Here is a 10,981-nt window from a genome sequence, read left to right as displayed (position 1 = left end):
CAGGTCTTGGCGCGGTCTACCCATCCGGCCCTGCTTGGGTAGCAGCGGCTCGATGAGCTCCCACTCCGCATCGCTGAGGTCAGAGGGATACGCCTCACGATCGCCAGCCACCTCAGCAGCATGCCCTACCAAGACCCACATCTGAAACAGTCACTGAGAAGGCTGTCGAGAAGAGCGCGCGGGGGCGCTCCCACGGGCAGTGGCTCGTGGACGGACGTGCCCCGCTGAACCACAACGAGCAGTTCAAGGCCGACGGACCCCCGCTGGAGGTCCGCGACCGCATCGAACGCGTCTACGCCCGCGAGGGCTTCGCGTCCATCGACCCCGACGATCTCAACGGCCGCTTCCGCTGGTGGGGGCTGTACACGCAGCGCCGCCCCGGCGTCCCGGGCGGCCGGACGGCCCAGCTGACGCCCGCCGAGCTGTCCGACGAGTTCTTCATGCTGCGCGTGCGCCTCGACGGCGGCGCGCTGACGACGCAGCAGCTGCGTCTCCTGGCCGACGTCTCGCGCCGGTACGCGCGCGGGACGGCGGACCTGACCGACCGGCAGAACGTCCAGCTGCACTGGGTCCGCATCGAGGACGTGCCCGCGATCTGGGCCGCGCTGGAGGCCGTCGGCCTGCAGACGACCGAGGCGTGCGGGGACGGCCCGCGCGTCGTGCTCGGCAGCCCGGTCGCCGGGGTCGCGGCCGAGGAGGTCATCGACCCGACGCCCGTGATCACCGAGATCGTCGAGCGGTTCATCGGTGATCCCGAGATCGCGAACCTGCCGCGCAAGTTCAAGTCGGCCGTGACCGGGCACCCGGACCAGGACGTCGTCCACGAGATCAACGACATCTCCCTCGTGGGGGTCGTCCACCCCGAGCTGGGTCCCGGCTACGACCTGTGGGTCGGCGGTGGGCTGTCCACCAACCCCCGGCTGGCCGAGCGGCTCGGTGCGTTCGTGCGCGCCGAGGACGCCGCCGACGTCTGGTACGGCGTCGTGCGGATCTTCCGCGACTACGGCTACCGGCGGCTGCGGCACCGCGCGCGGCTGAAGTTCCTGCTCGCCGACTGGGGGCCGCAGAGGTTCCGGCGGGTGCTGGAGGAGGAGTACCTCGGGTTCGCCCTGCCCGACGGCCCGCCCGCACCGGCCCCGACCGGCGCCGGGGACCACGTCGGCGTGCACCGCCAGAAGGACGGCCTGCGGTACGTGGGCCTGAGCCTCGTCGCGGGGCGCGTCAGCGCCGACGTGCTCACGGCGCTGGCCGAGGCCGCCGAGGCGGCGGGCTCGCGCCGGGTCAGGCTGACCCCCCAGCAGAAGCTCCTCGTCCTCGACGTGCCCGAGGACGAGGTCGAGGGGCTCTGCGCGCGGCTCGAGCCGGTCGGGCTGACGTCCACGCCCAGCCCCTTCCGGCGCAGCACCATGGCCTGCACGGGCATCGAGTACTGCAAGCTCGCCATCGTCGAGACGAAGCGGGCCGCCGCCGAGGCCGTGGGCGACCTCGAACGCCGGCTCGTCGACCTGCCGCTGCCGACCCTCGCGCCGCGGCCCCTGACGCTGCACCTCAACGGCTGCCCGAACTCCTGCGCCCGGATCCAGACGGCCGACATCGGGCTCAAGGGCCAGCTCGTGACGGACGACGACGGGCAGCAGGTCCCGGGCTTCCAGGTCCACCTCGGGGGTGGGCTCGCGTCCCAGGACCGCGAGGAACCGGGTCTGGGGCGCACCGTGCGCGGGCTGAAGGTCACCGCGGACGGGGTGGGGGAGTACGTCGAGCGCGTCGTGCGGCGCTGGGCGGCCGACCGCGAGGGGGACGAGACGTTCGCTCAGTGGGCCCACCGCGCCGACGAGTCCGCCCTGCGCTGACGCTGCGTCCCGCGCGACGCACACGTCGGACCCTGGACCACGCGAACGTGGGGTCGGACGTGTGCGTCGCGCCTCGGATCAGGGCTGAGGAGGGTCCGACGTGTGCGTTGCGCGGGCGGAGGGGAAGAACCTGCCCGAAGGCCCTTGCGGAACGGCCCGCGTGTGTCACAGTGAGGCACCCGAGAGCGGAGGTGCGTGGTGCGAGGACGGCGGACGTGGGCGCGGTTGTGCGCCGCCGCAACCAGTTTCGGTGCTGCGGTCGTGCAGGGGCTGGCCCTGGCCGGGCACGGTCAGTGGGGTTTCCCGTGGTCGCCGGTCGAGCTCGAACAGGAACCGGGTCCCGGTGAGCTGAGCTGGGCGGAGTTCGAGGCCGAGCTCCACGCGCTGCTGTCCGAGCAGGCCCGCGGCGCCGGGGACGAACCCCGCCCCAGCAGCGAACCCATGCCCTGAACCGCACCCCTGCGCTCCGAGCGCAGGGCCGCGACGGCCAGCACGGCCGCGACCAGCAGCAGCCCGGCGCAGCCCAGGGCGAGGTCGGCGAAGACGCCCAGGTGGGCCCGGCCGGGGGTCGGGGGCGCGTCCACCAGGTAGGCGCCCGTGACGACGGGGACGACGACGGCGGCCGCGACGCGCTGCGAGAGCTGGAACAGCCCCGCTGCGACGCCCGCCACGGCCACCGGCGCGTGCTGCAGCGTCAGGACCTGGTTGGGGGAGATCACCGCCCCGATCGCGGCCGACGAGACCGTCGCGGTGATCGAGACCACCAGGACGGCGTGCGCGGGCAGGGCGGGCAGCAGGAGCGCCTCGGCGGTCACCGACGCGGTGGCCGCGACGGTGGCCGCCACCACCAGCCGCCGCCCCCACCGGAGCACGAGCCGGGCGCACAGGGCCGCGCAGACCCCGGAGGCGACGGCGGCCGGCAGCAGCACCAGCCCGGCGTCGAAGGCGGACAGCCCCAGCCCCGACTGCAGCACCAGGACCTGCAGCATCCCGAGGGCCAGGACGGCGCCGAAGACGCACATCGCCACCGCCGTGCCGAGGGAGAAGTCCGGGCGCCGGAACAGGTCCGGCACGACCAGGGGGCTCAGGGCGCGCCGCTCCCACCAGCGCAGCACCCCGGCCAGGACCACGACGGTCAGCAGGCACGGCACGAGCACGCCGGCCGAGACCCGTCCCGTCGCGAAGGGCAGCAGCAGGCACAGCGTCCCCAGCGCGACGACGGCGCTGCCCGGCAGGTCGAGCCCGCCGCGGGGCAGCGGCCGGCGGGCCACCCGCGGCAGGTGGCGGAAGGCCACGGGCAGGAGCAGGACCGCCATCGGGATGTTCGCCGCCAGCACGAGGCGCCACCCCAGGCCGGGGCCCCCGAGCCCGGTGAGCAGCCCGCCCAGCAGGGGACCGCACGCCGACGAGCAGGCCGTCGCGACGGAGTACCCCGCGAACGCCCGGGCCCGCTCGGGGCCGCGGAACACCGTCTGCAGCGTGCCGTGCACCTGCGGGTTGACCACGCCCGCGCCGAGCCCCTGCAGCGCCCGGGCGAGGACGACCGTCCAGGCGTCGTGCGCCGTCGCGGACAGCACGGCCGCGGCGGCGAACACGACGAAGCCGCTGAGGTGCAGGAACCGGCGCCCCAGGACGTCGCCGAGCCGGCCGGCGGGGACCAGGGCCAGCCCGAAGGTCAGCGAGTAGCCGGCGAGGATCCACTGCACCTGCGTGGGCGTGGCGCCCAGGTCGGCGCGCAGGGCCGGGACCACGACGCCGACCATGCTCTGGTCGACGAGGGTGACGAATCCCGTGCCGAGGCAGACGAGCCAGACGGCGGTGCGGGGGTCGGACGGGCGCAAGGGTGCTCCGGTCGGTGACGGCGGGGGCGTCCACGCCGAAGGGTGGCCCCACTCCGGCGATCGAGGAATCTCACGCCGCGATCGAGGACGGCACGGCAGGCCTCGGAGCCGGGGATTCCTCGATCACGGCGGAAGATTCCTCGATCGCCGGGAGGGGTGGGTCAGAGGGTGTCGTCGCCCGCGAGCGGGACGACGTCGTACCCGAAGGCGAGCAGGGTGCCGCCCTCGACGACGCGCGTCTCGCGCTCGGGCAGGCGCACGAAACCCAGGGTGGTGTACAGGGAGTGCGCCGCGGTCATCCGCGGGGCGGAGTTCAGCACGACGCGGTGCAGTCCGCGCCAGCGGGCCACGTCGAGGGCGTGCCGGACGAGCGCCGTCCCGACGCCGCGACCGCGGGCGGGCACGGCGCTCGCCAGCAGGCGCAGGTCGAGCTCCCCGTCGAGCGCCGTGGCGCTCAGGGTCCGCCCGGGACGAGGCAGCGTCACCGTGCCGAGCAGTTCGCCGGTGACGGCGTCGACGGCGACCCACAGCTCGGCCTCGCGGGTCCGCGTCGCGGCGTCGGCGACCTGCGCGGCGTACCAGTCGGGCAGGTCGCCGTCGGCGGCGTAGGCGTCCAGGGCGAGCCGGCTGACGGCATCGAGCTCCCCGGGCCGGGCCAGCCGGACGAGCACCCCGGGAGCGGGGTCGACGTCCCGGCCGAACACGGCGAGCCGCAGACCGCCACCGCCCAGCCGGTCCTCCCGCTCGGGCAGCCGGGTGAAGCCCGAGCGGTGGTAGAGGCGCTGGGCGGTCTCGTTGCGCGCCCCGGTGTCCAGCACGACCCGGGTGAAACCCCGGGCCCGCGCCTGCGCGACGGCGTCCTCGAGCAGCAGGGCGCCCAGTCCGCGGCGGCGGGCGGCGGGGGAGACGGCCAGCAGCCGGAACTCGAGCTCGTCGGGTCCGGCGAAGCGGGCGTGCTCGGTGCCCCCGGGCGCCAGGGTCGCGGTGCCCAGCAGGTCCTCGCCCGTGCCCTCGACCGCGACGCGGACGTCGGCGGTGCGGGCCCGGCCCGCGGCGTCGCGCAGGAGCGCTGCCCGCGCGGCGTCGGGCGGGTAGGGGCCCACGGAGAACCCGGCCACCGTCAGCTCCCCGACGGCGGCCAGCTCGTCGGGGCGGGCCGACCGGACGGTCAGCGTGGTCGCGCCGTCCGACACGGGGTTCTCCGTGGTGGTGCTCATCCGGCCTGCACGGGTTCCTCGGTCGCGAGTCCGGCGGCCTTCCACGCCGGGAAACCGCCGTCGACCTGGACGACGTTGGTGAAGCCCGCGGCGAGCAGCTCGGCGGTGACGGGGCCGGACCCGGCGGGCGACCCGCAGATCACGACGATCTCCTGGTCCTTGTCGGTCAGCTGCTCCAGCGCGCCGGGCTCGCCGACGGCGAACTTGCGGCCGACGTCGGTCTTGGCGACGACGACGGCCTGCGGCAGCTCACCGTGGGCGGCGCGGCCGGCGTCGCTGCGGACGTCGACGAACAACGCGCCACCGGCGACGGCGCGGCCGGCGGTCTCGGCGTCGACGAGGGGGGCCTCGGGGAGGGTGGTCTCGCTCACGTCACTCCTGTGGTCTGGTGTTCTCGGCGCTCACGCGGTCGCGTGGGCGGGTTCGGGCAGGTGCACGGTCGACCGGTCGCGCCACGCCTGCGCGAGCAGTTCGTAGGAGCGGAACCGGTCGGCGGCACGGTACGTCGCGGTCGTCACGAGGATCTCCTCGGCCCCCGTGACCCGGGCCAGCGCCTCGAGCCGGGGAACCACCGTCTCCGGCGAGCCGACGACGTGACCCTCGAGGCGGTCGGCGACGAGCGCCTCGTCCTCGGCGGACCAGGTGAACGCGTCCACCTCCTGCGGGGAGGGGATGGGGACGGCCCCGGTGCCGCGGCGGATGCCGAGCACCCACTGCGCGTACGGACGGGCGAGCTCGCGCGCCTCGGCGTCGGTCGCGGCCACGACGACGTCGGCCGACACGGCCACCCGCGGGGCGGGCAGGACGCCGGGACGGAACGCGTCGCGGTAGGTGGCGACGGTGTCCAGCACGGAGGCGGGAGCCACGTGGTAGTTCGCGACGAGCGGCAGGCCGAGTTCGCCGGCGACCCGCGCGGACTCGCCGCCGCTGGAGGCCAGCACGTGCACGTCCACGGGCGCACCCGACAGCAGCGAACTGCCGTGCGTGCGGCCCTCGGCGTCGGTGTGCCCGTCGCGCAGCAGGTCCAGGGCGAGGCGGAGCTCGTCCGCGAACGGCGGCGCGTCGGCGCGGTGGACGCCCAGCACGCGCGCGGTCGCTGTGAGGGTCTCGACGAGCGCCGGGTCGCGCCACAGGGGCGGCGGCGCGGCGGGCACGGGCAGCCCGTCGACCACCCGGGACCCGCTCGCCCCGGGCCGCTCGGCCCCCGCGGGGGCGGGGCCGTGGACCCGGCCGAAACCCAGGTCGACGCGGCCGCCGACGGCCCGGGCGATCGTGGCCCACTGCTCGGCGGCGACGGCCGGTGTCGTGACGGCCAGCAGGCTCGCGGCCGAGCCCACCCGCAGGCGCCGCGTCGAGGACGCGACGAGCGCCGCCAGGACGGCGGGGGTCGAGCTCGAGACGCCGGGGGACAGGTGGTGCTCGGCGAGCCAGAACCCGCGGTAGCCCCAGTCGTCGGCCGCCCGGGCCAGTTCCAGGGTCCGGGCGATGCCCGCACCGAGCCCCTCGTGCTCGCTCTCGGGGACGAGGTCGAGGACGGACAGTTCCACGCTCACGCCGGCTGCGCCGCCCGGGCCGGGGACAGGCCGAGGTTCTCCCGCAGCGTCGTCCCGGTGTACTCCGTGCGCAGCGAACCCCGTTCCTGCAGCAGCGGGACGACCGTGTCGACGAACTCGTCGAGGCCGGTCGGCACCACGGGCGGGTGCAGGATGAAACCATCGGAGCCGTCGTTCTGGACGAAGTCGTCGAGCTGGTCGGCGACCGTGGTGGGCGTGCCCACGAACGTCGCGCGGGCGGTGACCTCGATGACGGTCTCGCGCAGGTTCAGCCCCCCGCGCGCGGCGATCTCGCGCCAGCGCGCCACGACCGCGTTCAGGTCGGGGTCGTGGATCGCCCGGCCCCTCCAGCGCGGCGGCGCGGTGGTGTCGGCGTCGAACTCCGGCAGCGGACCCTCGGGGTCCAGCTGCGACAGGTCGCGGTTCCAGACCTGCTCGGCCAGCGCGAGGGCGGTGGCGGGGCTGACCTGCTGGTGGGTGAGCTCGCGCGCCTTCTCGGCGGCGTCGGCGGCGCTGTCGCCGAGGACGACACCGGCCGAGGGCAGGATCTTGACGTCGCTCGCCAGGCGCCCGTGACGCACCGCCCGCGCCTTGACGTCGCGGTAGAACGGGACGGCGTCGTCGGTGCGCCGGAAGGGGGAGAAGATCGCGTCGGCGTTGGCGGAGGCGAACTCCCGGCCCTGGTCGGACACGCCGGCCTGGATGATCAGCGGGTGGCCCTGCGGCGGACGGGGGACGTTGAACCGGCCGCGGACGTCGAACTGGTTCGTGTGCAGCTCGAAGGCCCCCACGCCGTGCCGGGCCAGGAACTGCCCGGTGGCGCTGTCGGCCAGGACGTCGCCCGGGCCCCAGGAGTCCCGCAGGGCGCGGACGGCGAGGAGCACCTCCTCGGCCCGCTCGTAGCGCTGCGAGCGGTCGAGGTAGCCGCCGCGCCGGAAGTTCGCGCCCGTGAACGCGTCGAAGCTGGTGACGACGTTCCACGCGGCGCGGCCGCCGGAGAGGTGGTCGAGGGAGGCGAACTCGCGGGCCAGTTCGTAGGGCTCGTTGAACGTGGTGTTGATGGTCCCGGCCAGGCCCAGGTGGTCGGTGACCCCGGCCAGGGCGGCCAGCACCGTGAAGGTGTCCGGCCGGCCCACGACGTCGTTCTCGTAGATCTCGCCCGCGTGCTCGCGCAGCCGCAGGCCCTCGGCCAGGAAGAACAGGTCGAAGAAACCCCGTTCGGCGGTGCGGGCCAGGTGGGCGAAGCTCCGCACGTCGATCTGGCTGCCCGCGGCCGGGTCCTGCCAGACGGTGTGGTGGTTGACGCCGGGCAGGTGGGCGCCGAGGACGATCTGCTTGCGGGGCTTGCCGTCGGGGATGCTCATCGGGTCCTCCTCAGACTGCGGCGTAGCGGTTGACGGGCCTGGCCAGCCCCAGGTGGTCGCGCAGGGTGGTGCCGGTGTACTCCCGGCGGAACACCCCGGCGGACTGCAGCAGCGGCACGACCTCGTCGACGAGCGCGGGCAGGTCGGTGGCGTTCACCGCCGGACGGAACCGGAACCCCTCGATCCCCGCCTCGCGCCACAGCAGCAGACGCTCGACCAGGCCCGCGGGGGAGTCGGCCACGACGAGCGCGTCGGAGCCGAACGCCTCACCGTCGACGGTGTCGAGCCGGTCCAGGCGGTTGCGGGCGGCCGCGGCGTCGGGGCCGAGGGCGACCACGAGGTCGGCGTGGACCTGCAGCGGGGTTCCCGTCCGGCCGACGGCGGCCTCCGCGGCACGCACCTCGGCGACGATCTCGCGGGCGTTCGCCGCCTCGTGCGGCGTCACGAACACGACGTCCGCGCTCGCGGCGGCGAACTCGTACGCGGTCCGCGCGTGCGCCAGTGCGGTCACCACGGGCTGTCCCTGCGGGGGACGGGGCGTGATCGAGGGGCCGAGGACCGAGAACCAGGGGGTCTCGACCGCGACCCGGTGCAGCTTGGTGCGGTCGACGAAGCGTCCCGAGGCGACGTCGCGGATCTCCGCGTCGTCCTCCCAGGAGTCCCAGAGCGCCCGCACGGTGTCGACGACGGCGCGGCCCTCGGCGAACAGGTCCTCGACCGCCGCGGCGACCTCGGGGTCCTGCAACGTCTCGCGGGAGACCACGGGGATCGACCGCCGTCCGAAGAGTTCGGCCTCGTGGGCGCGGGGGGCGATCTGGGCCCGCCAGCCGCCGCGGCCGGAACTGACGTGGTCGAGCGTCGCGAGCGCCTTGGACACGTGGAACGGTTCGGTGTGGGTCGTCGTGACGGTGGGGACCAGACCGACGGCCTGCGTGACCAGCGCCAGCCGGGCCGCGACGAGCAGCGCGTCCAGGCGGCCGGCGACCCGGTCGGTGCGGTCGTCGGGTAGCCCGAAGTGGCTGCCCTGCAGGCTGAAGGAATCCTCGATGGTCACGAGGTCGAACAGCCCGCGTTCGGCCTCGCGGACGGTGTCGCGCCAGAACGCGGCGGTGAACAGCTCGTCGGCGCGGGCGCCGGGTTCGCGCCAGGACGCGGGGTGCCACCCGGTGGACTCCAGGGCCACGGAGAGGTGGAGTTCGGACACGGTTCTCCTCCTGCTGTCTTGACGACACGCAGGCGTCCGGCGGGTCATCGCGCTTGCCGGAGGTCTTCCTCCGGCCGGGTCGTCACCTGGAGCACCCCACCGCGGGGGAGGGTTGCCGACCAGCTAGCCAGGGCTTGTCGCTGGTTCTCGTGACCTTCGCCGGTGAGTTTACCCGAGTTCCGTCACCGGGTCGAGGAACGTCTCGGGGGCGGGCCGGGCGTCGGTGAGCGGACCCCAGTGACCGTCCACCAGGCCGTACTCGAGCTCGGGGCCCGTGGTCACGAACCGCTCCACCGCGGCCACCAGCCGTTCGACGTCGGCCGAGCCGGTCCCGACCCCCGTCGAGGCGCGCAGCCCGCCCGCGACCAGGCCGAGGGAGTTCGCGAACCGGTGCGCGCAGAAGCGCCCGTCGCGCACGCCGATCCCGTGCTCCGCCGACAGGTACGCCGCGACCTCGGAGACCGAGCGGCCCGCGACGGTGAACGTCACGACCCCCACGGCGTCGGCCGGGTGCGCCCGGACGACCTCGACGCCCGGCAGGGCGCTGAGCCCGTCGACGAGCTGGGCGCGCAGCGCGCCCTCGTGACGTTCCAGCGCACCGTCCGGCAGGGCGGCGAGCGTCGCGCAGGCCTGGGCCAGGGCGACGGCGCCGATCACGTTCGGCGACCCGGCCTCGTGCCGGTCCGGGCCGGAGGCCCAGCGCACCGCGTCGTGGCTGACGTCGAGCGTCGCGCCGCCGCCGGCCAGGTACGGCTCGGCCGCGTCGAGCCAGTCGCGGCGGCCGACGAGGGCGCCGGCGCCGAACGGCGCGTACAGCTTGTGCCCGGACAGGGCGATCCAGTCGATCTCGTCGCGGCCGACGTCCACGCGCCGGTGCGGCAGCAGCTGGGCGCCGTCGACGGCGATGCGGGCCCCGGCCGCGTGCGCGGCGCGGGCCAGCCGGCGCAGCGGCAGCACCTCGCCGGTGACGTTGGAGGCGCCCGCGACGGCGAGCAGCGCGTACTGCCCGGTGGCCAGCTCGGCCTCCAGCAGGGCAGCGGTCTCCTCGGCGTCGGCACCGCCGCGCACCACCGTGGTGGCCGCCGAGCGCTGCCAGGGCAGCAGGTTCGCGTGGTGCTCGACGTCCGCGACGAGCACCCGGGCACCGGCGGGGACGGCGCGGGAGAGCAGGTCCAGCGCGTCGGTCGTGCTGCGGGTGAAGACCACGACGTCGTCGGCCCGGGCGCCGAGGAACCGCCCGACCTGCTCGCGGGCCTGCTCGAACAGCGCCGTGGAGACCCGGGACAGGTACCCGGCGCCGCGGTGGACGCTGGCGTAGTGCGGCAGCACCTGCGCGACGCGGGCCGCCACCGCGCTGAGGGCCGGCGCGCTGGCGGCGTTGTCGAGGTTGGCGTAGGTGGCGGTCCCGCCCGTGGCCAGCGGCACCACGGTGTCGGCGCCCACGACCGGCAGCAGCGGGGCCACCGGGCGACAGGCCGCACGAGGGGCGGGACGGCTGGGGGACAGGGTGCTCGTCGACACGAGGTCTCCTCGGGAAGTGGACCCTGCCGGGAGGACCGGGATCACCCCGGCGAGGTCCGCGCTTGCCGGGCCCACCTCGGGACCGGCCAGGTCGTCACCCGGGGCACCCCACCGCGGAGGAGGGTTGCCGGCCAGCGAGCCGGGGCTTGTCGCTGGCACTCATGACCTGAGGGGAGATTGCCACGCGCAACCGCCGGGAATCAAGGTCGGCGTGTCGCGGGTCGACCTCGAGCGTCCTGGAGCGTTCTCGCGGGGCGCCCAGGACGCGGGTGGGGGCTGATCGGGGGAACCACTTGTGGACCGTGCCGGGACCGGTCTACATTCGAAGCACACCATCCAGAGCGGCCGAGAGTCCTGGCTCGACGACGCCGCAGCAACCCCCCGAGCCCGGGCGAGGGTGCTAACGCCAGGCCGATGGAGTTCGTGATGCG

Annotated in this window: 9 protein-coding genes and 3 riboswitches; of the genes, 1 reads left to right on the top strand and 8 read right to left on the bottom strand. The window is 75.2% G+C overall.

All coding sequences use genetic code 11. From position 1 onward, the window contains the following. Positions 1–141 (bottom strand): transposase (locus CLV37_RS29050; RefSeq protein WP_146149480.1); only part of this gene is annotated, 141 nt, incomplete at its 3' end. 65 nt (positions 142–206) lie between these two features. Between CLV37_RS29050 and CLV37_RS18455 the strand changes: the two genes are divergently transcribed. Continuing rightward, a complete protein-coding gene (locus tag CLV37_RS18455; protein WP_106213071.1) occupies positions 207–1,850 on the top strand; it encodes a nitrite/sulfite reductase in 1,644 nt (547 codons plus the stop codon). A gap of 290 nt (positions 1,851–2,140) precedes the next feature. On the opposite strand, the gene CLV37_RS18450 is transcribed toward CLV37_RS18455, so the two are convergent. The 7 genes from CLV37_RS18450 to CLV37_RS18420 form a co-directional block, all read right to left on the bottom strand. Next, entirely contained in the window at positions 2,141–3,691 is a 1,551-nt protein-coding gene (locus CLV37_RS18450; RefSeq protein ID WP_106213069.1) for an MFS transporter, read from the bottom strand. 161 nt (positions 3,692–3,852) lie between these two features. After that, on the bottom strand, positions 3,853–4,908 hold the full coding sequence (locus CLV37_RS18445; RefSeq protein ID WP_106213067.1) for a GNAT family N-acetyltransferase: 1,056 nt from the start codon (positions 4,906–4,908) through the stop codon (positions 3,853–3,855). Next, positions 4,905–5,279, bottom strand: a complete 375-nt coding sequence (locus CLV37_RS18440) for a rhodanese-like domain-containing protein (protein WP_106213065.1) — start codon at positions 5,277–5,279, stop codon at positions 4,905–4,907. The genes CLV37_RS18445 and CLV37_RS18440 overlap by 4 nt, the downstream gene beginning before the upstream one ends. A gap of 30 nt (positions 5,280–5,309) precedes the next feature. Then, a complete protein-coding gene (locus CLV37_RS18435; RefSeq protein WP_106213063.1) occupies positions 5,310–6,461 on the bottom strand; it encodes an LLM class flavin-dependent oxidoreductase in 1,152 nt (383 codons plus the stop codon). Then, positions 6,458–7,825 carry an NtaA/DmoA family FMN-dependent monooxygenase gene (locus tag CLV37_RS18430; RefSeq protein WP_106213061.1) on the bottom strand — a complete coding sequence of 456 codons (1,368 nt, stop codon included), beginning with the start codon at positions 7,823–7,825 and terminating at the stop codon, positions 6,458–6,460. The genes CLV37_RS18435 and CLV37_RS18430 overlap by 4 nt, the downstream gene beginning before the upstream one ends. A gap of 10 nt (positions 7,826–7,835) precedes the next feature. Further along, positions 7,836–9,077 carry an LLM class flavin-dependent oxidoreductase gene (locus CLV37_RS18425; RefSeq protein ID WP_106213059.1) on the bottom strand — a complete coding sequence of 414 codons (1,242 nt, stop codon included), beginning with the start codon at positions 9,075–9,077 and terminating at the stop codon, positions 7,836–7,838. Further along, a riboswitch (SAM riboswitch) is annotated at positions 9,074–9,184 on the bottom strand. Its footprint overlaps the gene before it by 4 nt. Before the next feature lie 13 nt (positions 9,185–9,197). Then, the gene (locus CLV37_RS18420) at positions 9,198–10,550 is read right to left on the bottom strand and encodes an aminotransferase class V-fold PLP-dependent enzyme (protein ID WP_106213057.1); all 1,353 of its coding nucleotides are present in this window, start codon (positions 10,548–10,550) and stop codon (positions 9,198–9,200) included. A 53-nt stretch (positions 10,551–10,603) separates the two neighbouring features. After that, positions 10,604–10,717: riboswitch (SAM riboswitch) on the bottom strand. 162 nt (positions 10,718–10,879) lie between these two features. Beyond that, a riboswitch (SAM riboswitch) is annotated at positions 10,880–10,971 on the top strand. The last annotated feature ends 10 nt before the right edge of the window (positions 10,972–10,981 follow it).

It is taken from the genome of Kineococcus rhizosphaerae, from assembly GCF_003002055.1.
GTDB classification, from domain to species: Bacteria; Actinomycetota; Actinomycetes; order Actinomycetales; family Kineococcaceae; genus Kineococcus; species Kineococcus rhizosphaerae.
This window is presented reverse-complemented; position numbering and strand designations above follow the sequence as displayed.

Bases quoted from the DNA above. Each gene is read 5' to 3' on its own strand.
- CLV37_RS18445 (WP_106213067.1), bottom strand. From the start codon at position 4,908: ATGAGCACCACCACGGAGAACCCCGTGTCGGACGGCGCGACCACGCTG.
- CLV37_RS18430 (WP_106213061.1), bottom strand. From the start codon at position 7,825: ATGAGCATCCCCGACGGCAAGCCCCGCAAGCAGATCGTCCTCGGCGCC.
- CLV37_RS18425 (WP_106213059.1), bottom strand. From the start codon at position 9,077: ATGACCCGCCGGACGCCTGCGTGTCGTCAAGACAGCAGGAGGAGAACC.